At 68.4% G+C, this 23,055-nt stretch carries 22 protein-coding genes; 11 read left to right on the top strand and 11 right to left on the bottom strand.

Annotated features, from left to right (window positions below; genetic code table 11):
• Positions 1-73 precede the first annotated feature (73 nt).
• From ACWGID_RS14160 to ACWGID_RS14145, 4 genes are all read left to right on the top strand, one after another.
• Positions 74-1,390 carry an ABC transporter substrate-binding protein gene (locus tag ACWGID_RS14160; RefSeq protein ID WP_452196874.1) on the top strand — a complete coding sequence of 439 codons (1,317 nt, stop codon included), beginning with the start codon at positions 74-76 and terminating at the stop codon, positions 1,388-1,390.
• A gap of 90 nt (positions 1,391-1,480) precedes the next feature.
• Positions 1,481-2,461, top strand: a complete 981-nt coding sequence (locus tag ACWGID_RS14155) for a carbohydrate ABC transporter permease (RefSeq protein ID WP_452196873.1) — start codon at positions 1,481-1,483, stop codon at positions 2,459-2,461.
• A complete protein-coding gene (locus ACWGID_RS14150) occupies positions 2,454-3,293 on the top strand; it encodes a carbohydrate ABC transporter permease (RefSeq protein ID WP_452196872.1) in 840 nt (279 codons plus the stop codon). Before ACWGID_RS14155 ends, ACWGID_RS14150 begins: the two co-directional genes overlap by 8 nt.
• Positions 3,294-3,298: 5 nt before the next feature.
• The gene (locus ACWGID_RS14145; RefSeq protein ID WP_452196871.1) at positions 3,299-3,739 is read left to right on the top strand and encodes a MaoC family dehydratase; all 441 of its coding nucleotides are present in this window, start codon (positions 3,299-3,301) and stop codon (positions 3,737-3,739) included.
• 154 nt (positions 3,740-3,893) lie between these two features.
• Here the strand turns inward: ACWGID_RS14145 and efeB are convergent, their stop codons facing one another.
• From efeB to thpR, 4 genes are read right to left on the bottom strand one after another with little or no spacing between them, the layout of a single operon-like run.
• Positions 3,894-5,183: an iron uptake transporter deferrochelatase/peroxidase subunit gene (gene efeB / locus ACWGID_RS14140; protein ID WP_452196870.1), complete on the bottom strand. Its 1,290-nt coding sequence runs from the start codon at positions 5,181-5,183 to the stop codon at positions 3,894-3,896.
• Complete coding sequence (gene efeO / locus ACWGID_RS14135) at positions 5,180-6,319, bottom strand: iron uptake system protein EfeO (protein ID WP_452196869.1); 1,140 nt, start codon at positions 6,317-6,319, stop codon at positions 5,180-5,182. The genes efeB and efeO overlap by 4 nt, the downstream gene beginning before the upstream one ends.
• Before the next feature lie 33 nt (positions 6,320-6,352).
• The gene (gene efeU, locus ACWGID_RS14130) at positions 6,353-7,207 is read right to left on the bottom strand and encodes an iron uptake transporter permease EfeU (protein WP_452196868.1); all 855 of its coding nucleotides are present in this window, start codon (positions 7,205-7,207) and stop codon (positions 6,353-6,355) included.
• Positions 7,208-7,252: 45 nt separating this feature from the next.
• Positions 7,253-7,816 carry an RNA 2',3'-cyclic phosphodiesterase gene (thpR, locus tag ACWGID_RS14125; protein WP_452196867.1) on the bottom strand — a complete coding sequence of 188 codons (564 nt, stop codon included), beginning with the start codon at positions 7,814-7,816 and terminating at the stop codon, positions 7,253-7,255.
• A 56-nt stretch (positions 7,817-7,872) separates the two neighbouring features.
• On the opposite strand from thpR, the gene ACWGID_RS14120 reads away from it, so the two are divergent.
• Entirely contained in the window at positions 7,873-9,324 is a 1,452-nt protein-coding gene (locus ACWGID_RS14120; protein ID WP_452196866.1) for an LLM class flavin-dependent oxidoreductase, read from the top strand.
• Here the strand turns inward: ACWGID_RS14120 and ACWGID_RS14115 are convergent.
• Positions 9,307-10,710 (bottom strand): mycothione reductase, encoded by a 1,404-nt coding sequence (locus ACWGID_RS14115; protein WP_452196865.1) that lies wholly within the window; start codon positions 10,708-10,710, stop codon positions 9,307-9,309. The genes ACWGID_RS14120 and ACWGID_RS14115 overlap by 18 nt on opposite strands.
• 56 nt (positions 10,711-10,766) lie before the next feature.
• On the opposite strand from ACWGID_RS14115, the gene ACWGID_RS14110 reads away from it, so the two are divergent.
• Entirely contained in the window at positions 10,767-11,456 is a 690-nt protein-coding gene (locus ACWGID_RS14110) for a DUF4429 domain-containing protein (protein ID WP_452196864.1), read from the top strand.
• Here ACWGID_RS14110 and ACWGID_RS14105 read toward each other — a convergent pair.
• Both ACWGID_RS14105 and ACWGID_RS14100 read right to left on the bottom strand, forming a co-directional pair.
• Complete coding sequence (locus tag ACWGID_RS14105) at positions 11,453-12,802, bottom strand: MFS transporter (RefSeq protein ID WP_452196863.1); 1,350 nt, start codon at positions 12,800-12,802, stop codon at positions 11,453-11,455. The genes ACWGID_RS14110 and ACWGID_RS14105 overlap by 4 nt on opposite strands.
• The gene (locus ACWGID_RS14100) at positions 12,799-13,248 is read right to left on the bottom strand and encodes a MarR family winged helix-turn-helix transcriptional regulator (protein ID WP_452196862.1); all 450 of its coding nucleotides are present in this window, start codon (positions 13,246-13,248) and stop codon (positions 12,799-12,801) included. The genes ACWGID_RS14105 and ACWGID_RS14100 overlap by 4 nt, the downstream gene beginning before the upstream one ends.
• Before the next feature lie 83 nt (positions 13,249-13,331).
• Here ACWGID_RS14100 and ACWGID_RS14095 point away from each other — a divergent pair, with 83 nt between their 5' ends.
• Positions 13,332-14,426 (top strand): hypothetical protein, encoded by a 1,095-nt coding sequence (locus ACWGID_RS14095; RefSeq protein ID WP_452196861.1) that lies wholly within the window; start codon positions 13,332-13,334, stop codon positions 14,424-14,426.
• Here the strand turns inward: ACWGID_RS14095 and ACWGID_RS14090 are convergent.
• Positions 14,423-14,818 (bottom strand): Dabb family protein, encoded by a 396-nt coding sequence (locus tag ACWGID_RS14090; protein WP_452196860.1) that lies wholly within the window; start codon positions 14,816-14,818, stop codon positions 14,423-14,425. The two genes, ACWGID_RS14095 and ACWGID_RS14090, sit on opposite strands and share 4 nt — an antisense overlap.
• Before the next feature lie 70 nt (positions 14,819-14,888).
• Between ACWGID_RS14090 and ACWGID_RS14085 the strand changes: the two genes are divergently transcribed.
• A complete protein-coding gene (locus ACWGID_RS14085) occupies positions 14,889-15,506 on the top strand; it encodes a TetR/AcrR family transcriptional regulator C-terminal domain-containing protein (RefSeq protein WP_452196859.1) in 618 nt (205 codons plus the stop codon).
• A gap of 14 nt (positions 15,507-15,520) precedes the next feature.
• On the opposite strand, the gene ACWGID_RS14080 is transcribed toward ACWGID_RS14085, so the two are convergent.
• Together ACWGID_RS14080 and ACWGID_RS14075 are read right to left on the bottom strand one after the other, a co-directional pair.
• The gene (locus ACWGID_RS14080; RefSeq protein ID WP_452196858.1) at positions 15,521-17,581 is read right to left on the bottom strand and encodes a prolyl oligopeptidase family serine peptidase; all 2,061 of its coding nucleotides are present in this window, start codon (positions 17,579-17,581) and stop codon (positions 15,521-15,523) included.
• A gap of 5 nt (positions 17,582-17,586) precedes the next feature.
• Positions 17,587-19,059, bottom strand: coding sequence for an NCS2 family permease (locus tag ACWGID_RS14075; RefSeq protein ID WP_452196857.1), 1,473 nt, complete (start codon positions 19,057-19,059; stop codon positions 17,587-17,589).
• A gap of 80 nt (positions 19,060-19,139) precedes the next feature.
• On the opposite strand from ACWGID_RS14075, the gene ACWGID_RS14070 reads away from it, so the two are divergent.
• Together ACWGID_RS14070 and ACWGID_RS14065 are read left to right on the top strand one after the other, a co-directional pair.
• Entirely contained in the window at positions 19,140-19,451 is a 312-nt protein-coding gene (locus ACWGID_RS14070; protein WP_452196856.1) for a DUF2530 domain-containing protein, read from the top strand.
• A 20-nt stretch (positions 19,452-19,471) separates the two neighbouring features.
• Complete coding sequence (locus ACWGID_RS14065; RefSeq protein ID WP_452196855.1) at positions 19,472-20,005, top strand: class IV adenylate cyclase; 534 nt, start codon at positions 19,472-19,474, stop codon at positions 20,003-20,005.
• Here the strand turns inward: ACWGID_RS14065 and ACWGID_RS14060 are convergent, their stop codons facing one another.
• Complete coding sequence (locus ACWGID_RS14060; protein ID WP_452196854.1) at positions 20,006-20,788, bottom strand: DUF3027 domain-containing protein; 783 nt, start codon at positions 20,786-20,788, stop codon at positions 20,006-20,008.
• Between the two features lie 117 nt (positions 20,789-20,905).
• Between ACWGID_RS14060 and ACWGID_RS14055 the strand changes: the two genes are divergently transcribed.
• A complete protein-coding gene (locus ACWGID_RS14055; RefSeq protein ID WP_452196853.1) occupies positions 20,906-22,999 on the top strand; it encodes an MFS transporter in 2,094 nt (697 codons plus the stop codon).
• The last annotated feature ends 56 nt before the right edge of the window (positions 23,000-23,055 follow it).

Here is a 23,055-nt window from a genome sequence, read left to right as displayed (position 1 = left end):
CCGGTTAGGTCAGGATGGGGCCGATCCGCCCCCGCCGTCCGCGCGGGGGCTCGACGGGACGAGGGAGTCCGACGTGAGACTACGTTCGCTTGTAGCCGCGGTTGCGGCGACCGCCATGGGAATCAGCCTCGCCGCCTGTGGTGGCGGCGACAAGAATGACTCCTCGGGCGGCAGCTCCGGTGACCAGACGCTGACCTACTGGGCCAGCAACCAGGGCACCAGCCTGGACAACGACAAGGAGGTGCTGACCCCGGTCCTGCAGAAGTTCACCCAGGACACCGGGATCAAGGTGAACCTCGAGGTGATCGGCTGGAACGATCTGCAGACCCGGATCCAGACCGCGATCACCTCCGGCCAGGCGCCGGACGTCGTCAACATCGGCAACACCTGGGCGGCCTCACTGCAGGCCACCGACGCGTTCCTGCCCTTCGACGGCGACGCGATGTCGGCGATCGGCGGGAAGGACAAGTTCGTGCCGACGGCTCTGGCGACCGGCGGCAAGGAAGGCACCGACCCGACGTCGGTCCCGCTCTACGGTCTGGCGTACGGCCTGTACTACAACAAGGCGATGTTCGCGGCCGCCGGCCTGCAGCCGCCGAAGACCTGGGAAGAGATGGTGACCGACGCCAAGAAGCTGACCATCCCCGCGAAGAACCAGTGGGGTATGGCGCTGGCGGCCGGCAGCTACACCGAGAACGTGCACTTCGCGTTCATCAACGCCGCGCAGAACAAGGCCGACTGGTTCAACGGCGACGGCAAGCCGACCTTCACCGGTGACGGCAACGTGCAGGGCGTCCTGCGGTACCTCGACCTGATGCAGAAGGACAAGGTCGCGAACCCGTCGAACGCGCAGTACGACAACGGCACCAAGTCGGTGAACGACTTCGCCACCAAGAAGGTCGCGATGGTCATCAACCAGAACAACGCCGACTCCTCGATCGTTGCCAACGGCATGAAGGCCGGCGAGTACGGCGTCGTACCGTTCCCGTCGCCGTCCGGTGGCGAGCAGGTGGCCAGCCACGTCGCGGGCATCAACCTGTCGGTGTTCAAGAACACCAAGCACAAGGACGCGGCGCTCAAGTTCGTCAAGTACATGACCGACGCGCAGACCCAGACCACGCTGGGCAAGCCGTTCTCCTCGCTGCCGGTACTGAAGGACGCGAAGCCGGTGTTCACCACCGACGCGGCCGAGGCGGCGACGTTCTCCGACGTCTACAACACCAAGTCCAAGCCGCTGCCGCTGGTGCCGGCCGAGGACCAGTTCGAGAGCACCGTCGGCAAGGCGATGAACTCGATGTTCGCCAAGATCGCGACCGGCGGGACGGTGACCGCCGACGACGTGAAGGCAGCGCTGAAGACCGCCGAGGATCAGGTAGCGGCGAGTAGCTGACGACGGCCCGGTGGCCCGGACGCGGATCGTGTCCGGGCCACCGACCGCGTCAGCCCACCCGCACCCGACAGACAGGAGGCGACCCGGAGGATGTCCGTCGCCACAGAGCAAGCGACGCCGGCCGCCACGCAGCCCGCGAAGCAAAAGACGAAACGCGGCCCGGAACGCCGGCCAGGTCTGCACCGGTGGCTGCCGTACGCGCTGCTGGCTCCAGCGGTACTGATGGAACTGATCATCCACATCATCCCGATGCTGGTCGGGATCTGGATGAGCTTCGTGAAACTGACCAAGTTCTTCATCGCGAACTGGTCGGCCGCACCCAGCGCCGGGTTCGCCAACTACAAGGTCGCTCTCGACTTCAACAACGCGGTCGGCGAAGGACTGCTGAAGTCCTTCGGTGTCACCATCGTGTTCTCGCTCGTCACGGTCGCGTTCTCCTGGGTGCTCGGGATGGCGGCCGCGGTCGCGCTGCAGCCGGAGTTCCGCGGGCGCGGCGTGATCCGCACCCTGTTCCTGGTCCCCTACGCGCTACCGGCGTACGCCGGGATCCTGACCTGGAACTTCATGCTCCAGCGCGACACCGGCGCGGTGAACCACACGCTGCACCAACTGCACCTGGGCGACGGCAAGACGTTCTGGCTGATCGGGGGCAACGCCCTGATCTCGTTGATCATGGTGGCCGGCTGGAAGCTGTGGACGTTCGCGTTCCTGACGCTGATGGCCGGCATGCAGAGCATCCCGCGGGACCTCTACGAGGCCGCCTCAGTGGACGGTGCCGGCAACATCCGGCAGTGGCGCAACATCACGCTCCCCTCGCTGCGCCCGGTCAACCTGGTGCTCGTACTCGTGCTGTTCCTGTGGACGTTCAGCGACTTCAACACGCCGTACGTGCTGTTCGGTACGGCGCAGCCGCCGGCCGGTGACCTGATCACGTTCCACATCTACAACGCGTCGTTCCTGACCTGGAACTTCGGCACCGGTGCGGCGATGTCCGTACTGCTGCTGATCTTCCTGATGATCGTCACCGGCGCCTATCTGCTCGTCACCGGAAGGAGGTCGCGTCGTGCGTGAGACCAGAGGCTTCAAGATCTACCGCGGTGTCGTGCTGGTCGTGCTCGGGTTGTTCGTGCTCGTGCCGCTGTACGTGATGGCGACCTCGTCGCTCAAACCGCTGAAGGACGTGCAGGGCGCGTTCACCTGGTGGCCGTCGAACCTGACCATCGACCCGTTCATCGACATGTGGAAGACGGTGCCACTGGCCCGGTACTTCGTGAACTCGACGATCGTCTCGGTGGCGGCGACGGTGTTCTCGGTGGCGATCGCGATCCTGGCGGCGTTCGCGGTGTCGCGGTTCATGTTCCGCGGCCGCACCGTGTTCACCACGACCGTACTGTCGACGCAGATGTTCCCGGGTGTGCTGTTCCTGCTGCCGTTGTTCCTGATCTTCGTGAACATCAACAACTCGTTCGGGGTGCAGCTGGTCGGGACGCGTCTCGGGTTGATCATCACGTACCTGACGTTCAGCCTGCCGTTCTCGATCTGGATGCTGGCCGGGTACTTCGACAGCATCCCGCGCGAGCTCGACGAGGCCGCGCTGGTGGACGGTTGCGGTCCGATGGGAGCGCTGTGGCGGGTCGTACTGCCGGCCGCGCGGCCCGGTGTGATCGCGGTCGCGATCTACTCGTTCATGACGGCCTGGGGTGAGGTGCTGTTCGCGTCGGTGATGACGACCGAGGCGAACCGGACGCTCTCGGTGGGTCTGCGGCAGTACTCCACGCAGACCAACATCTACTGGAACCAGATCATGGCGGCCGCGCTGGTCGTCAGCGTCCCGGTCGTGATCGGCTTCCTGCTCGCGCAACGACACTTCGTCGCCGGTGTAACTGCCGGCGCGGTCAAATAGGACGCATGTACTTCGAGGACTACGTGCCGGGTGTTCGCACCGAACACCCGGCCACACTCACCGTCGACCAGACCGCCGTCATCGAGTTCGCGGAGCAGTTCGATCCGCAGTACTTCCACGTCGATCCTGAGGCCGCGGCCGACGGCCCCTTCAACGGCCTGATCGCCAGCGGCTGGCACACCGCAGGCCTGATGATGCGCCTGTACGCCGACCAGTACTTGTCGAAGGTAGCAAGCCTCGGCGGCCCCGGCGTCGACGAACTCCGCTGGCCAGCCCCGGTCCGCCCCGGCGACACCCTCCGCCTACGCACCGAAGTCCTGGAAGCACGCCGCAGCAAGTCGAAACCGGATCGTGGTCTCGTGAAAACCCGAACCGAACTCCTCAACCAGCACAACACAGTCGTCTTCACCTGCACCGTCCTGAACTTCCTCGCCGTCCGCCCCTGACGCAGTTCAGGTCGTGATCGCGGCAGCTCGACAGGTAGTGCACCAGTGAGACGGTGTACACGCCGCGCCGATCACGCTCAGGTGCACTACCAGCCCACCGACATCTCCTGTCGAGATGCCGATCAGTCAGCCGTAGGTTCAAGAACCGAGTGGTTCAGGTGAGGAGTTTTTCGCCCCAGTAGGAGCCGGGGGTTACGCCTGGGGGGCAGGCGAAGATGCCGGAGCCTACGTGGTGGATGTACTCGTTCATGGTGTCGTTCTTGGCGAGTTGGTTCTGGATCGGGATGAACTGTTTGCGGGGGTCGCGCTGGTAGGCGAGGAAGAACAGGCCGGCGTCGAGCCGCCCTAGGCCGTCGGAGCCGTCGACGAAGTTGTAGCCGCGGCGGAGCAGTTCGGCGCCCTTGTTGAACTGCGGGTGCGCCAGCCGGACGTGCGAGTCGGTGGGGACCTTCGCCTGGCCGTCGGCGTTCTTGGCGTTGAAGTCGATCGCGTCGAACTCGTCGGCCTTGCCCAACGGAGCGCCCGTACCCTTGCCGCGCCCGATGATGTTCTCCTGCTCGCTGAGCGACGTACGGTCCCAGATCTCGATGTTCATCCGGATCCGCCGCGACACCAGGTACGCGCCGCCGACCATCCAGTCCGGGCCGTCCTCGGGTTGCACCCACAGCTGCTGCTCGAGCTTGTCGGCCTCTTCGAGCTTCATGTTGTTCGTGCCGTCTTTGAACCCGAACAGGTTCCGCGGCGTGGCCTGCGCCTTCGACGTGGACGACGTCCGCCCGAAGCCGAGCTGCGAGTACCGTACGGCGACCCGCCCGAACCCGATCCGCGCCAGGTTCCGGATCGCGTGCACGGCGACCTGCGGGTCATCGGAACACGCCTGTACGGCGATGTCCCCGCCGGAGCGCGCCGGCTCCAGGTCGTCGCCGATGAAATGCGGTAGATCCACCAACGCCTTGGGCCGTTGCGAAGCCAGCCCGAACCGCTTGTCGAACAGCGACGGACCGAACCCGACCGTGATCGTGAGTCGCGCCGGCGGCAGCCCGACCGCCTCGCCGGTGTCTTCCGGCGGCGCCTCGCCCGGCCCGTTCACCGCGCCGTACTGGCCGATGTCGCGACCGGCTGTGAGGAGCGCGGCGGCGGCCGTCCACTCCTTCAGCAGCGAGATCAGTTCGTCCCGCTTGGTCGTGGTCACGTCGAACGCGGCGAAGTGCAGCCGGTCCTGGACCGGCGTGATGATCCCGGCCTGGCGCGGACCGTGGAACTCGACCGGGCCGTTGGTGTCGGCGGCCTGCGATTCCTCACCGGCCAGCGCGGAGTGCGCGGCGTACCCCGCGACCCCGGTGGCGACCGCGGCTCCGGCTGCCCCGAACAGACCACGCCGGGACAGCCCGCGACGGGTCGGCGCCGTCTCAGCCGGAGCGGAAGGCGTCGTGTTGTCGGTCATTTCTTCGCGATCACTCCGGCGACCTGGCTGACCGGCTCGGCCAACCCGTCGACGACGGCACCGAGGGCCTTCTTCTCGGCCTCGGACGCCGTGTAGGGCTTGAAGCCGTCACCGTCGCGGTACTTGTCCAGCGAGGCGAAGACCGCCTTGAAGTTCGTGTCCAGCTGGGTGACGAGCGCCGCGTTCCGCGCCTGCAGGGCCGGGCGGAGCGCCTGGATCGCGGCCTGCGAACCCTCGACGTTCGCCTGGAAGTCCCACAGGTCGGTGTGCGAGTAGCGGTCCTCCTCGCCGGTGACCTTTCCGGTCGCGACCTCGTCGAGCAGTTCCTTCGCACCGTTGGCCAGCTGCAGCGGGGTGAGCTTCACGACCTTGGCCTTCGCCACGACCGTCTTCACGTCGGTGAGCAGCTGGTCGGCGTACTTCTCCATGCCCTTGGTGGTGTTGGAGACCCAGAGCGCCTGCTCGATCCGGTGGTACCCGGTCCACTCGGTGCCCGGCTCGACGTCGTTCACGCGGGCGTCGATCTTCGGGTCGAGGTCGCCGAACGACTCCGCGACCGGCTCGATCCGCTCCCAGTACGTGCGCGACACCGGGAACAGCGCCTTCGCCTTCGCGACGTCGCCGGCCTTCACCGCGGTGACGAACTCGGTGGTCTTGTGCTCGAGCGCGATCGCCTGCGAGTTCACGTACCGCTGGTAGCTGTCCGCCGCCTGCTTGAGCAGCGCGTCCTCGGACACCTGCGACGGCGCGTCACCGGTGACGGTCAGATCGCCGCGGATGCCGTCGCCGACCATGCCGGGCTTGCAGACCGCCTGGTACTTGCCGGTCGGCAGTTCGACGATCAGGTCCCGCTTCAGGCCCGGGCCGATGTTCTCGACCTCACCCATCACGCGGTCGCCGTCGGCGTACACGTAGAACTCGGTGACCTTGCTGCCATCGTTCGCCACCGAGAACGTGCTGGTGCCGGACTTCACGTCGCGGCGGCTGAGGTCACACCCCGAGTCGGACGCCTTCACCGACACCGGGCCGGTCCCGTCGTCCTTGGCCGCGGGCGCGTCCTTCGCGCACGCGGTGAGCGCGGCGAGGCCGAGGACGACACCGAGGATGGAGGCCTTGCGGGCCAGTGAACTGGGCATGTTTCTCCTGAGCGGGGAACGACGAGAGGTGTTTCAGGCCGCGCGGCCGGTGGCGGGTTCGCCGACCGGGACAGCGGGCGGTGTGGAGCTCTTCACCGGGCGGAAGTAGAGCACCATCACCGGGACCAGGTACACGAGCCACGCGCTCGCCTCGAGAACACTCGGGGCCGGGTTGAAGTTGAAGATGCCCTTGAGCAGTACGCCGTACCAGCTGTCCGGCGGGATCACGTGGGAGATGTCGAAGGCCAGGGTGTGCAGGCCGGGCAGGATGCCGGCCTCCTGCAGGTCGTGGAAGCCGTAGGCGAAGATGCCGGCCGCGACCACGATCAGCACCGCGCCGGTCCACTTGAAGAACACGGCCAGGTTGATCTTCACCGCGCCCTTGTAGATCGCGATCCCGAGCAGCACCGAGGTGGCCAGGCCGAGCAGGACGCCGATGAACGGTACGGCGGTGGTCGCGGTGGCAGCGGACGCGTACACGATGAACGCGGTCTCGATGCTCTCCCGGAACACTGCGAGGAACGCCAGGATGACGACCGCGCGGGAGCCGACCTCGAGGGCCTGGCCCATCCGTTCGCGGAGCTCCTTGGCGATACTGCGGGACGCCTTGCGCATCCAGAAGATCATCCAGGTGACGAAGCCGACGGCGAGGATCGACATCACCCCGCCGACCGTTTCCTGGGTGGTGAAGGACTTGGCGGTCAGCGCGGTGACGAACTGGAGCAGCCCCCAGGCGGCGGCCGCCACGGCGAGGGCCGTGGCGACTCCGATCCAGACCAGTTTGAGTCGATCGCGATGGCCCGACTTGACCAGGAAGGTGGCGAGGATACTGACGACCAGTGAGGCCTCGAGTCCTTCACGGAGTCCGATCAGGTAGTTCGCGAGCATGGCGGGACTCTCTCATAGCATTAGGTACGGCTAACCTTGCTGAGGTTAGCCTAAGAAGTCCCATTCGCCTACAGTGAGGTACGCCGCACTGTGGCCCGGACCCTCGCCGAGCCGGGACTCGATCAGCCGCAGACTGCGCGCTGTCCACACAGGACTCTCGTACGTGTCGAAAACCCGTACCCACTTGGTGACGTCCATCTGCCGGCGCAGCCGCGCGAGCGTGAGATGCGGGTTGAACTTCCGGCCCTCGACGGTGACCCCGGCCCGGTTCGCCGCGGCCCGAGTCGTCATCGACAAGTGTTTGAGTGACTCGGTCTCGTCGCGAACTCCGGCGTACAGCACCCGGGCGTCCGGGACGCCGGGGAAGGCGCCGGCTCCGGCGAGCTGCAGTTCGAACGGTTTCTGCCTTCGCGCGGCCCGTTCCAGCCGCTCCTCGAGTTCCTCGGTCTTCCAGTCCGGCACCTCGCCGAGGAACGCCAGCGTGAGATGCCAGTGCTCGTCCGACGCCCACCGGATGTCGTCATCCGGATGCTCCCGGCGCGGTTCGACGAACTCGCTCAGATCCTCCACTACCTCGCTAGGTGGCACGACGGCCACGAACAATCGCATCCCGAAATGCTAGTGCCTCGCTTACGGGACACTGGCGGTGATGGAAACTGCTTTCTGTGGAACTCAAGCTGCCGTCGCCGTGCGTGGTGGTCCTGGCTGGGCCCGGGGCCTCGGGGAAGTCGACCTGGGCGGCCGAGCAGTTCGCGGCGGAGCTGATCGTGTCGAGCGATCGGTTGCGGGCGCTGGTCGGCTCGGGCGAGGACGACATCGCGGCGAGCACCGACGCCTTCGCACTGCTGGAAGTGGTAGTGCGACAGCGCATCGGGCGCCGACTGACCACGGTGATCGACACCCTGGGACTGGATCGCGAGCGGCGGACCCGGTGGCTCGGACTGGCGCGCGAGGCCGGGATGCCCTGCGTGGTGGTCGCTTTCGACACCCCGGCCGAGGAGTGCCGCCGGCGGAACCGGGAGCGGACGTCGAAGCGGATCCCGGCCGACGCGCTGACGTCCCAGCTACGGTCCTGGTCGTCGGTCAAGAAAGAACTCCCGACCGAGGGGTACGACGACGTACTGCAGCCGACCGCGGCGCGGGTGGTTCCGGCGGACTTCGTCGAGTCGACCGCCGCGCACACCCGGCAAGCGGAATCCCCGGTGGGACTGCGGTTCGGATTGCAGCTGAGCAGCTACCCCGGCGGCCGCGAAGGGCTGGCCTCGTGGGTGCGTGAGGTGGCGGAGCGCGCGGAGGCGGCCGGCTTCGACGCGATCTACGTGATGGATCACTTCCGGCAGATTCCGCAGGTCGGGCGGGCGTGGGACGACTTCCTGGAGAGCTGGACGACCCTCGGATACCTCGCCGCGTGTACGACGCGAGTTCGGCTCGGTACGCTGGTCTCCGGGATCACCTATCGCAACGTCGCGCACCTCGGGAAGATCGCGGCGACGCTCGACGTGCTCAGCGGCGGACGCGCGGTGTGCGGTGTGGGACTCGCCTGGTTCGAAGCCGAGCACAAGGCCTACGGCTGGCCGTTCCCCACCGTCGGCGAACGGTATGCGCTGCTGGCCGATGCGCTGCAGCTGCTCCCCGTCTTATGGGGACCAGGCAACAAACCGTTCCACGGCACGATGCTCGAGGTGCCGGACACCACGTGTTATCCACGCCCGTTGCAAAAACACCTGCCGCTACTGGTCGGCGGAAGCGGTCAGCGAACGTTGCGGCTGGCCGGGCGGTACGCGGACGCCGTCAACGTCTTCGGCGACACCGCGACGGTCCGCGAGCGTGCGGCGTACCTGCGGCAGGTGAGTTCGAGGGCGGTTGAGCTCACGCATCTGTCCGCGACATTGGTCGGCAAGAACCAGCAGCAGGTCGACCAGTTGGTGCAGGGACTGCGGCCGCGGAACGTGAACCCGGCACGGTACGCCGCCTCCGTGAACGCGGGCACCGTCGACGATCAGATCGGGCGGTTCCGCGAGCTGTCCGAGGCCGGGGTCGCCGAGGTGATGATCAGCCTCCCGGACCTCGACACACTCGATGCGGCCGCCGACGTGATCTCAGCCTTTCAGGTCTAGATCCAGCTTCAGCAGCGCGTTCTCGATCAGCTCGGGCATCGCCGGGTGGATCCAGTACTGGCCGCGGGCCATCGTGTACGCGTCGAGGCCGAAACTCATCGCCTGGATGACCGGCTGGATCACGGTCGGCGCATGCGGACCGATGATGTGGCAGCCGATGATCTGCCCCGTCTTCGGGTCGGCGAGGATCTTCGCGAAGCCGGTGGTGTCCTCCATCGCCCAGCCGTACGCGATGTCGGCGTACCGCTGAACCGCTGTGACATAAGGGATCCCGCGGTCCTTCGCCTGCTCCTCGGTGAGGCCGACGGAGGCGATCTGCGGCGAGCTGAAGACGGCGTGCGGGACGAACCGGTGGTCGGCCTCGATCCGGTCGTCCGGGTTCAGCAGGTTGTGCTTGACCACCCGGGCCTCGTGGTTCGCGACGTGCTTGAGTTGGTGCGGGTTCGTCACGTCACCGAGCGCGTAGATGCCGTCGACGCTGGTCTGCTGGTACGCGTCCACGAGCACGCGGCCCTCGCGGTCGGTCTCAACCCCGGTGGCGTCCAGGTCCAGTACGTCGGAGTTCGGCATCCGGCCGACCGCGACGAGCAGTTCGTCGACGACCAGCTCGTCGAGACCGTCCGGACTCAGCATCTTCACCAGCACCGAGCCGTCGTCGCGCCGGCTCACCCGGACCGTCTCGTGATTCAGCCGGACGTCGTACTTCTGCTGGGCGATCTCGGTGTAGCGGGCGGCGATCTCACCGTCCTCCGGGCGGAGCAGCTCCTTCGAGCGGGCGACGATCGTGACCTCGACCCCGAACGCCCCGAAGACGTGCGCGAACTCGGCGGCGACGAACCCGCTGCCGATGATCGCGACCCGGCGCGGCAGCTCCTCGAGCCGCATGATGCTGTTCGAGGTGTGGTACCCGGTCTCCTCCAGCCCCGGGATCGGCGGCACGATCGGCCGGCTGCCGGTCGCGATCACGAACCGGTCGGCGCTGAAGACGCTCGTCGAGCCGTCCTTGCCGTCGACCGTCAGCTCCTTCACGCCGGTGAACCGGCCGGTGCCGTCGTACATCCGCACGTTGGTGTTGTCCGGATTGTGGTGCCGGTACTCCGACCCGCTCGCCGAGATCGGGTCGATCCGGCCGAAGATCCGGTCCCGGACGTCCGGCCAGCGGACGTCGAGCAGCTGCTCGTCGACGCCGTACCGCGCGCTCTCCGACGGGGTCGCGGCGACGTCGGCGGCGTGCACGAACATCTTGGTCGGGATGCAGCCGAAGTTCAGGCAGGTGCCGCCGAAGATGCCCCGTTCGACGATCGCCACCTTCCAATCGGCGAACCGCCGGTTCACGATCGTGTTGCCGGAACCGGTCCCGATGATCACGAGGTCGTAATGGGTCACACCCCATTGTGGGGGTGACGGGCCAAAATCTGCGGTGAACCCACGGACCAGGGAAGATGAGCAGGGTGGCAAGTGGTGAGCTGAGAAGCGCGAACGGGACAGTCGTCTGGGACGGCGTCGGGACGCTCCGGCTCCGGTACGACGCGGCGGCGCCCGACCCGGTGCGCCCCCGCCTGGGCGAGCGGACCCTGCCGGTCGAGGCACTGCAGGCGGTCGAGATGAGCGGTACCGGGATCCGGTTCGTGCTGCGCGAGGGGGCCGACCCGCTGCAGTCGGTGACCCAGCCGGCTGTCGACCTCTACGACTTCCCGGGGGTCGATCCCGAGGTCGCGGGCGCGATCGCCGGCGATATCCGGCGGACCCTCACGCGGCGCGACGTACCGGCGACCCGGGCCAATGCCTGGCTGCTCGCGCCGCCGGTCGCGCCGGACCGGATCGCGGGCCGGGACGTGTCACTGGCGGTGGCGAGCGGACATCTCACGTTCTCCTACGCGCGGGCCGCGAGCCGGAAGAAGAAGTCCCTCGGCGCCCCGCGGGCGGTCCCGCTCGGTGACATCCTCGACGTGGAGTGGTCCCCGCAGCAGGGCCGGATCCGCGGCCGCGGCTTCCTCCGGATCAGTACGGCGAGCACGCCGTACGACCGCCCGAAGCCGAAGCACGACCCGGCCGCGATGGTCACCCGCCGCGGCGCCGACGTCGACGCCCTGTTCTTCGCCGCCCGCCTGCTGACCCGGATCAGGCCTTAAGCAACCTGAGGTCCGGCGTCCTGCTTCTCCTTGGAGGGAGAAGCAGGTTCCGGAAGAGGTGCGCCCTCGACGACGGCCTTCTCGCCGAGCAGCTCGGTCTGCGGCAGTACTTCGAGGCGCGGGCGCGGCAGCAACCGCGGCCGGATCGCGAGACCCCGCCGGCGGGAGAAGTACAGCACCGATCCGATCGTCCCGAGGACGGTCAGCCCACCGCCGACGATCAGCGAGTAGCGCGCACCGAACTCCTGACCGACCCAGCCGATGAACGGCGACCCGATCGGCGTGCCGCCCATCAGGACCGTCATGTAGAGGGCCATCACCCGGCCGCGCATGGTCGGCTCGATACTCAGCTGCATCGTCGCGTTCGCGGACGTCAGCATCGTCAGCGAGGCCAGCCCGACCAGCGGCAGCACCACCGCGAACCCGACGTACGTCGGCATCAGTGCGCTGACGACTTCGAAGACACCGAAGGCCAGCGCCGCGCCGATCACCAGCCGGGCGCGGATCCGGACCCGGCGCGCCGCCAGCAACGCACCAGCCAGTGAACCGATCGCGAGCACCGAGCCGAGGATGCCGTACTCCCCCGCGCCCTTGTGGAAGACCTGGGTCGCCATCAGCGCCGACGTCAGCTGGAAGTTCAGCCCGAAGGTGCCCGCGAAGAACACCGCGACCAGCACCATCATCAGGTCCGGCCGGCGCCACAGGTAGCGCATGCCGTCGCGGATCATGCCCTTGTCGCGGGCCGCGGGTTTCGGCGTGTGCAGCTCGCCGACCCGCATCATCCGCAGCGACAGGATGACGGCCGAGTAGGTGAACGCGTTGATCAGGATCACCGGACCGGTGCCGATCCAGTTGATCAGCAGACCGGCAAGGGCCGGGCCGAGCAGCCGTGCGGCGTTGAACGAGGCGGAGTTGAGGCCGACCGCGTTCGACAGCTCGTCGCGGCCGACCATCTCGACCACGAACGCCTGCCGGGTCGGGGCGTCGAAGGCCGTGCCCACACCGAAGAGCAGGGCCAGCAGGTACACGTGCCAGGGCTGGACCACACCGGCGATCGTGAGGCCACCAAGGACCAGCGCGACGGAGGCCATCGCGATCTGGGTGCAGGTCAGCACCTGCCGCTTCGGGAACCGGTCGGCGACCAGACCGGCGTACGGGCCGAGCAGGAGGGCCGGGAGGAACTGGAGACCGGTGACGATCCCGAGCGCGGTGCCGGAGTGGGTCAGCTCCAGGACCAGCCAGTCCTGGGCGACACGCTGCATCCAGGTGCCGACGTTCGAGACGATCGCGCCGGAGGCGTAGAGACGGAAGTTACGGACTTTGAAAGCACGGAAGGTGGGGCTCATCGAGCCGCCAGTCGTTCGAGAACAGGTGCTGCCTTGCGCAGGATGTCGCGCTCCTCGGGGGTCAATTGCTTCAGTTTGGTCTGCAGCCACTCGTCGCGGCGCCGCCGGTTGGCCAGGATCAGCTCGTCGGCGCGGTCGGTCAGCTCGACGACGACCTGCCGCTTGTCGGTCGGATGCGGCCGGCGGGCGACCAGGCCCGCCTCCTCCATGTTCGTCACGATCCGCGTCATCGACGGCGGCTTCACCTGCTCGTGGGCGGCGAGCTCGCCGATCGTCATCGCGTCGTGCTTCGACAGCGCGCCGAGCACGCTGAGCTGGTTGGCGGTGAGGTCGTGACCGGGCTCACGCTGTCGGCGGATCTGCCGGGACAGGCGCAGCGTCGACGACCGCAGGGCACTCGCCAGCCCGACATCACTCTTCACCTGCTGCGCTACGACCTCGGGCATGTCTTTACCTTAACTCATTACCTTTGCTAACTAAAAACCCACGATCACTCTGTGGTATTCCCGGACCGATAGAGTGCGCGGTCATGAGCACGAGCGGCGAGCTGGAGCGGTACGAGCAGCGGTTCCGGCGGGCGGGGCTGCCGCTGTTCATCGAGGACTTCTCGCCGACGCACGACATCTTCACGCGGGCGGCGCCACTGCTGGCGCTGGTGTTCCTGGCCGAGATGATCGGCGCCACCTCCCTGGACTGGGACTGGTGGCAGAACCTGCTGGCCGCGGTCGGCGGCCTGGTCGCACTGGTTGCCGGGTTCGGGCTGCTGAACGGGTTCCGGGGCCGGCCGTTCTGGTCGCTGCCGACCCGCTTCGGGATCCCGGAGCTCGCGGTGTTCGTGCTGCTTCCCGCCCTGCTGCCGGTGGTCACCCAGGGTCAGCTCAAGCAGTTCTTCGGCGTCGCCTTCGGCAACCTGCTGCTGGTCGGCGTCGTGTACGTCGTCGTCGCCTACGGATTCATCGCGACCATCGTCTGGGGTGTGCGCCGACTGGCCGGCGAGCTGGCCAACTCCGTGGCCAGCTTCATCCGGGCGTTGCCGTTGCTGCTGGTCTTCTCCCTGGTGCTGTTCATCACCGCGGACATGTGGCAGGTGTTCGCCGGGATGCCGACCGCCTTCATCGTCTTCTCCGTGGTCGCGTTCACCCTGCTGAGCACGGTGTTCCTGCTGATCCGCCTACCCAAAGAGGTCGACGCGATCGAGCGCGACGCCGGTTCCGGTCCGGCGCTGCAGCCGATCCAGCGGGTGAACCTCAGCGTCAACCTGATGATCCGGCAGTGGATGCAGGTGCTCGTGGTCAGCGCCGGCGTCGGCCTGTTCTTCGTCGCCTTCGGCCTGCTCGCGATCAGCGAGCACATCTACGACCAATGGGGCATCACGCAGGGCAGCTGGTCGTACAACCTGACGCTGATGAACCACCCGCTCGTCCTGAGCGCGTCGCTGATCAAGGTCTCGGTCGGCATCGCGAACTTCACCGGTCTCTACTACTCGATCGCGCTGCTCACCGACTCGACGTACCGCACCGAGTTCCTCGACAACGTCAGTGCGGAGCTCCGCGACCTGTTCACCGCGCGGACGGAGTACCTGGAGCTCCGCAAGACGTCCTTACAGCCCGACGCGGTCCGTTAGACGTTCGCGCCGAACAGCTCGTCGACCCGGCGGGCCCATTCGGGGTACATCTCCATCTTCCGGGAGGCGACGCCGTACACGGCCTTGCCGATCTCCGGGTCCGCGTCGTCGCTGAAGCGGACGGCGCTCATCTTCTCGATCTTGCCGAGGATCTGGTCGTCGCCGGTGAGGTGCACCGGGTCGTGCATGTAGCGCTCGAGCGCGTCGAGGTCCGGCACCGCGGACAGGTACGCATGTGTGAAGCCGTCCTCCGGGTTGCCGAAGTCCTTGCCGACGGCACCGAACGTGACCGAGTCCACCCCGGCGGTCCGGCGCATCACCGTCAGTACCTCCTCCTGCTCCACGGCGCTGACGCCGGCCTTGAACCGGAACCGCAACACGTTGACAATCATCAGTTCTCCTTTTTTGCACTGGCCAGTGCAATCTACTGTACGTCATAGTTCAGCAAGCTACCCTGACCAGGTGCCAGCCACTCGCGGGAGAATCGACAAGCGCCAGGCGATCCTGGACGCGGCGTTCACGGTCTTCGCCCGGGACGGCTACCGACCGGCGAGCGTCGACACCGTCGCGGCCACCGCCGGCGTCGCGAAACACACGATCTACAACCACTTCGGCGACAAGCAGTCGCTGTTCCGGGCCGCGGTCGCCGCGCTCGCGGACGACTCGCTCGCCCGCAACCTGACCGCGCTGGAGGTGCTGCGCGCCGACCGGGACCCGGCAGAGGCGCTCACCGAGGTCGGCCTGAAGCTCGCCGACTGCTACTGCGACGAGAAATCGTGGGCGCTCCGCCGGCTCCTGTACGCCGAGCTCGCGAGCATGCCCGAGCTCCAGGACGTCATCCGCGACCGCGCGACAGACCGGGTGAACGACGCCCTGGCCGACCGCCTGGCCCGCCTGGCCCTCGCCGGAAAGCTCCGGATCACCGACCCGGCGGTCGCGGCCGAGCAGTTCGGCGCGTTGCTGACCGCTCCCCTGGAGACCCGCTCCCGCCTCGGCACGCGGAAGATCCCGGCCCGAGAACTGGCCGAGGTCACGCAGAACGCCGTACAGACGTTCCTGCGTGCCTTCGGATCAGAGTAGGTGGCTCGTTCGGGTCAGAGTAGGTGGCTCGAGAGGAAGGCGAGTTGGGAGCGGAGCAGGCCGACCGAGGCTGCCTCGCTGGTCGCCATGTGGGTGACGTTCGACAGCGGAAGCACTTGATGAGGACGGCCTGCCGCTGTGAGTGCGGCCGACATCCGGAGCGTGTGCGCCGCGAACACGTTGTCGTCGGCGAGCCCGTGGACGAGGAGCAACGGGCGGCGCAGGTCGGCGGCGTACGTCATCAGTGACAGGCGGTCGTAGACCTCCGGGTTCTCGTCCGGATGACCGAGGAACCGCTCCCGCCAATGCGTGTCGTACAGCCGCTGATCCGCCGGAGCGGCACCGGCGACGGCGGCATGGAAGACATCCGGACGCCACAGTACGGCGGCAGCCGCGAGCAGCCCGCCGTAGCTCCAGCCCCGAATCCCCACCCGGCTCAGATCCAGCGCACCGGTCTGCTCCGCGGCCGCGTGCAATGCGGTGACCTGGTCCTCCAGCGGCGCAGTCAGGTTGTCGAGGTGGACGGTCTTCTCCCACACCGGCCCTCGGCCCGGCGTACCGCGACCGTCCGCGATGACGACCGCGAACCCGGCTTCGGCGAACCACTGCGCGGTCGCGTACGCACCTCCGCTCGTCCGCATCACGAGCTGCGCCGCAGGACCGCCGTACGGCGCCATCAGGACCGGCAGCGGCTTGTCGCCAGACCGGTACCACGACGGGAGCAGTACGGCGGTGCGCAGTTCGAGCTCGCCGGCGCGCAGCCGGGTGATCCGCGGTGTGACGACCGGCGTGGCATTGCGGGCCTCGATGGACCGATCCGGCCGACCTGCCCGACGTACGACGAACGAACGGCCGGACTCGGTGTGGGACGTGAGGAGCAACGTGTCGTCGACGAGGCTCCCGCTGTGCACGCCCTGGCCGTCGCTCAGTCGCCGGAGCCCGTGCCCGTCGTACAGCCAGAGGTGGCGCTCGGTCGGCTCGTCGTTCGCCTGCAGCAGGACGGACTCTCCGGAGACCTCGAGAACACTGCGAACCTGGAGTCCGTCCGGAGTCACCGGTACGCCGTCGATCACCAGCCGCCTGGTCTCGCCGACGTCCTCGGTGTGGACGAGCTTGCCCGACGCCGTCCGCGCCGGGGTGCCGTCGATCAGCTCGACCCAGGCCTTGTCCTGCTGCTCGTGCAGGACCCGCGTCTCGCCGGTCTCGGGATCACCCGCCAGCACCAAGAGCGTACGCTGGTCGCGCGACTGTACGGCGAACAGCGGGCCGTGCGCGTCCCAGTCGGCCGCGGTCAGGTACTCGTACGCCCTCCGGTCCCAGCGCAGCTCGACCGAGCCGCCGTCGAGGTCGAGAGCGTGCAGGGTGACGATCGCGTTCGCCGTACCGGCGACCGGGTATGCGACCTCGCGTGGAAGGCGGTCGGGGTTCGCCGGGTCCGCGATCCACCAGCGCTGCACCGGGGTCTGGTCGACCCGCGCTGCGAGCAGCCGGGTGCCGTCGGGCGACCACCAGTACCCGCGGGTGCGGCCCATCGACTCGGACGCCTCATGCTCCGCCAGGCCCCAGCTGACCTCCGGGTCGGGGTCCGCCGCCACAGTCAGGTCCTTGCCGTCGGCAAGGTCCACCACATGCAGCTCGCGACCGGTCACGTACGCGACCCGGCGTCCGGTCGGATCGATCCGCGGATCGACGACCAGGCCGGCCGTCCAGATCTCGCGCGGCAGTGCGTCGGGCCCGTCCAGGTGATACAGCACGCCCTGGAGCGCGAAGACGATCTGCCGGGCGGAGCGATCGGTCGAGTAGGCGACGATGCCCGAGCCACGTTCGCGGCTGCGTTCCCGCCGTACCCGCTCGGCTTCCGGCAGCGACCCGTTCGAGTCCAGGTCCTCGGGGGCGACGACGAGCTGTTCCGTGCCGTCGGCGGTCAGTTGCCACAAGCAACTGGTGCGGTCCTCCGGGCCGGTGGTCCGGAGGAACAACACGTGCTCGCGGCCCAGGGTGAAGGCCTTCGGCAGGCCGTACGTGAAAAGCCCGGTGCGTGCGGATTGGCCGGGGAAGTCTTCGATCGGATTCACCGTGGTCAGGTCAGCCAGTCGGTCAGCGGGCCGATCGCAAAGTAGATCACGAACAGGCCGGCCACCACCCACATCAGCGGGTGCACCTGGCGGGCCTTGCCGCGGACCACCTTGAGGATCACGTACGCGACGAACCCGGCACCGATCCCCGCCGAGATCGAGTACGTGAACGGCATCAGCACGATCGTCAGGAACGCCGGGAACGCGACCTCGAGGTCGTCGAAGTCGATCCCCTTCACCTGCGTCATCATCAGGAACCCGACCAGGATCAGCGCCGGCGTCGCCGCCTCGTACGGGACCAGCGTGACCAGCGGCGCGACCACCATCGAGATCAGGAAGCAGATCCCGGTCACCACACTCGCCAGACCGGTCCGGGCCCCTTCACCGACCCCGGAGGCCGATTCGATGTACGACGTGTTGCTCGACACCGACGCGGCGCCACCGGCGGCCGCCGCGACGCTGTCCACGATCAGGATGCGCTGCGAGTTCGGCGGGATGCCGTCCTTGTCGTTCAGCCCCGCCTCGGCGCCGATCGCGGTCATCGTGCCCATCGTGTCGAAGAAGTCGGCGAGCATCAGCGAGAAGATCAGCAGCAGCGCCGAGACCATGCCGATCTTGTCGAACGAGCCGAACAGGTTGAAGTCGCCGATCGTGTCCAGGTTCGGTTTCGTGAACCAGGAGTCCGGCAGCTTCGGCACACTCAGGCCCCAGCCGCCCGGGTTGTCCTGCGTCCGGGCGCCGATCTTCGCGACCGACTCGAGCACGATCGCCAGCACCGTCGAGGCCAGGATGCCGATCAGGATCGCGCCCTTCACCTTCCGGGCGTACAGCGTGACGATCAACAGCAGGCCGAACACGAACACCAGCACCGGCCAGCCGCGCAGGTTGCCGCCGACCCCCAGTTCGACCGGCGGACCGGTCGGCGCCGCGGGACGCCGTACGAAGCCGGAGTCGATGACGCCGATGAACGTGATGAACAGGCCGATACCGACGCTGATCGCCACCTTCAGCTGCAGCGGAACCGCCTCGAAGACCGCCTTGCGGAAGCCGGTGAGCACCAGGATCAGGATGATCAGGCCCTCCAGCACCACCAGGCCCATCGCGTCCGCCCAGGTCATCTTGGTGGCGACCGTGAACGCGATGAACGCGTTCAGGCCGAGCCCGGTGGCCAGGGCGAGCGGGAAGTTCGCGACCACGCCCATCAGGATCGTCACCACGCCCGCGACCAGCGCGGTCGCGACCGCGATCTTCGCGATCGCCGCCGCCGGGTCGGTGCCGCCGCCGACGAACTGACCGGTGCCGTCCTTGACGGTGCCGATGATCAGCGGGTTCAGCACGACGATGTAGGCCATCGTGAAGAACGTCACCAGCCCGCCACGGACCTCCCGGCCGAGCGTCGATCCGCGTTCACTGATCTTGAAGAAGGAGTCCAGAGGACCGGAACCGGAGCGGGCCGTCGCGGCCTGGGGCGAACTCATAGGCGCATCGTGCCAGGTCGGCCAGGGCAGTTGCGAGCACTTACCGCAAACCGTTGCGCGGCGGAAGCTAAGGTAGGCACGTGACGGAGGATCAGGGGGCATCCAAGAAGCGCACGGACCCGACCAGCCAGCTGGCCCGCGGCGAGCTGGTGCACGCCGAGGTCAAGCCGCTGGACCTGTCCGGCATCCCCAGCGTGATCACCGGTATCGCGCTCTGGGTGGTCGCTTTCGTCGTCCTGCTGATCTTCCGCGACGAGCTCAAGGCCGACGGCCTCGACTGGTGGCTCTGGGTCCCCGTCGCCGGCTTCGGCCTCGGCCTGATCGGCCTCTGGTACTGCAAACGCCGCTGGGCCGCGATCCAGGCCGGCCACCGCCCGGAGACCGAGGACTGATCCCGCACTCCCCCGGCTCGATGATCGAGTACGAGGCGAAGGTCCTGGACATCGATCCGGATGCTGTCGCCGCAACGATCCTGGCACTGGGCGGCCGCCAGATCGCCGACCGCTTGCTGCGGCGCTACGTCTACGACATCACCGCCGGCGACGACTCCCGCTGGATCCGCCTGCGCGACACCGGCTCCGAGGTCACCCTCACGGTCAAGCAGATCGCCCACGACGGCATCGACGGTACGACGGAAACCGAGGTGACCGTCAGCGATTTCGCCACCACGAACGAACTGCTCCGCCTGATCGGCTACACACCGAAGTCGTACCAGGAGAACCGCCGTACCAGCTTCGCACTGCGCGGCGCTGCGCTCGAGATCGACCGCTGGCCGCGCATCCCGCCGTACCTGGAGATCGAAGGGCGATCCCGCGCGCACGTCGTCGAGGTCGCGAACCTTCTGGGCGTCGCCGAGACCAAGCTCACCGGGGAGAACACCACCAAGGTGTACGCCCGCTACGGGATCGACCTGACGACGATCCCCGACCTGCGGTTGGCCGAGTAGTCAGTCCTCGGGCTGGGCCAGCTCGAGGTTGTCGTAGCCGGTGGTGTCGAAGGCGTGCTCGGGGGTCGGCTGCTCGGCGATCTCGATGGTGGCGTCGGAGTGGGCACCGCAGCCGTAGTCGTAGGCGACGACGCGAGCCTCCCCCGGGGCCATCTCGTTGGCGCAGACCCCGAACGCCTGACCGAGGCTGTCGGCGAGGCGGATCCAGTAGCCGCAGGAGAAGCACTTGTACGGGACGGCCTGCGCGATCGCGGACGACGGCCCGAACTCCCCGGCGTACCAACGCTCGGCGGCGTCCTCCCGCCCGACCGGCGAGAGCACCCGCTCGCGACCGAGACCGAGCTCCTCGACCACCGTCAGGACCTCTTCGGGAGCGTCCGCGGTGTCGGTGAACCCCGGCTCGAGGCGCGGGTCGTCGGCGTGCGTCGGGAACAGGTCGCCGGGGCGCAGGTCGCCGGGCTGGACGCGCTCCGACCACGGGACCCACACCGGCGCGACGATCGCGTCCTCGCCGGGCAGCATCACGACCTCGTTGACCGTGACGGTCTTGGCGCGGGACGCGCGGGACAGCGTGACCGCCCAACGCCACCCGAGATACCCGGGGTGCGTCGAGGCGAAATAGTGGGTGACGAGGCGCTCGCCCTCGACCGACTGACCGAGGTGCTCCCCGACCTGCGCCGCGCCGGCCTCGGCGATCGCGGCCTCGCGAGCCGGTTCGACCGCCGCGACGCAGACGGCGTCAGGCTTCGCACGTACCTGGTCCGGGATTCTGACGGGAGTCACAATCGCCCATTCTCGCACGCCGTTCCAGCGACGCCGAACCGCCGTCGCGGAACCGCCAACTACCGGACGCACGCGCGGTGCCTGCGCGCTGTCCCCGGCAGGAGGCAGGATGGTTGCATGCACTCCCCCGACCCTGGCGACCCGAAGGCCACTCCCGGCGGCAAGCCCGCCGACGGCCCGGCGCGGAGCGACACCGGCCGAGCCGCCGGAGCAGGTGACGCAGGTGGCGCAGGTACGACGGGGCGGGCCGGGGCGGGAGGCGCCGAGCCGTCAGCCGGGAAGTCTGGGCAGTCGGCTGGGACGTCTGGACAGTCGGCTGGGACGTCTGCTGGGAAGTCGGCCGGTGAGCGGTTCGGGGACGCGCGCGGGCGGGTCGGCGGCGCCGGTAAGAAGGTCGGGAGCGCCGGTAAGAAGGTCGGGCACGCGTCGAAGGTCGGGGCCGAGGGCGTCGCGTCGGCGTCCAAGAAGGCGGCCGAAGTCAGTGGCAAGGTCGGCCGTGCCACCGGACGGCGGATCCGCGGACTGACCGGTGCGCAAGGCGCCGGCGAGTCCGGGCTGTCCCGGATGATCGAGCTCGGCGCCGTGAACGCGGCCGGTGACACGGCGTTCGCGGTGTCACTCGCCGGGACGGTGTTCTTCACCGTGCCGAGCGACCAGGCCCGCGACCGCGTCGCGCTCTTCCTGGTGCTGACGATGGCGCCGTTCGCGTTGATGGCGCCGCTGGTCGGCCCGATCCTGGATCGGTTCCGCCACGGCCGCCGTTGGGCGATCGGCGCGACGCTCGGCGTCCGCGCGTTCCTGGTCTGGAGCCTCGCGTCCTCGATCGCCGGCCAAGGCTCCGCCTGGCTGTATCCGGCCGCCCTCGGCTGCCTGGTCGCGTCCAAGGCGTACGGCGTCACGCGCGCCACCGCCGTACCGCGGCTGCTGCCCAAGCAGATCACGCTCGTCACGGCGAACTCGCGCATCTCACTCGCCGGTGTCGCCGGCGCGACCATCGGCGCCGGGATCGCCGCTGCCTTCGCCGCGATCGGTCCGCAGTGGTCGCTGCGCTGGGCGGCGCTCGTGTACATCGTCGGCCTCGTCCTCGCGATCCGCCTGCCGAGCGCGGTCGACTCTCCGGCCGACGAGGAAGTCACCGGTACGGCGGGCCGCGAAGCCCGTCGGCGCGCGATCACCGCCGCGGTGTCGCGCGGGATCCGGTGCAACCTCGGGCTCCGGTTCGTGTCCGGGTTCCTCACGATGTACCTCGCGTTCCTGCTGCGGGACCAGCCGATCAGCGGCGTAAAGGGTGCCGTCGCGGCCGGCGCGGTGATCGCCGCGGCCGGGATCGGGAACAGCCTCGGCACCATCCTCGGATCGTTGCTCAAGGCCCGTAAACCGGAAGCGATGGTGCTCGTCGTACTGCTGGCAGACGCGGTCGTGGCGATCGCGGTCGCGGTGCTCTACGGGTTGCCGATCCTCATCGCGCTCGGCCTGGTCGCCGGTTTGTGCAGCTCGCTCGGGAAGCTGTCGCTGGACGCGATGATCCAGCGCGACGTGCCCGAAACCGTGCGGACGTCGGTATTCGCGCGCTCCGAGACCGTGCTGCAGCTCGCCTGGGTGATCGGCGGCGGTTGCGGGATCCTGATGCCGCTGATCCCGCGGCTCGGGTTCGGCTTCCTGGCCGCCGTACTGCTGATCGTGGTCTTCCTGGTACTGCGGATGCGCCCGACAACCCGCCCCACCGAAGGGCCGCTGCGCCCGGGCGGTCTCGGCGGTCCTCGCACCGACGCCCACCCGCAGCACGATCACACGGACGAGCACGCGGACGAGCACGCGGATGAACACGCAGGCGAGCACGCGGACAGCACCACGCGGACGATCCTGACCACGAGCGTCGCCGAGCAGCGCGCCAACCGCGCCCAACGCTCGAGCTCCCACGACGAGCCGACGATCGAGTGGCGGGCCCCCGGCCGGCAATCATCCGGCCAGCAGCCGCCCAGCCCGCCCCAACACGACCATCCCCGTGAGGACCAGCGTCGTCAGGAACGGCCGTCGGGTTCGGGTCCGGAGCAGCAGTCCGCCGGCCGTTGGTGGAGCGGTCAGCCCGACGAGGACGAGGACACCACGCAGAACCAGGCCCCGTGGGCCGAGGAACCAACGGTCGAACGCAACAAGGGCGGCCTGTTCAAACGCCGCGGCGGCCACGACCCGCGTCGCCCACCCCGCTGACAGCACGAAGCTGACAGCACGAAGCGGGGGGCGGGGGGGCGCCGCTTCGGGTTCAG

Source organism: Kribbella sp. NPDC054772 (genome assembly GCF_053611945.1).
The sequence above is the reverse complement of the archived record's forward strand: the minus strand, read 5'-3'. Positions and strand labels throughout refer to the sequence as shown.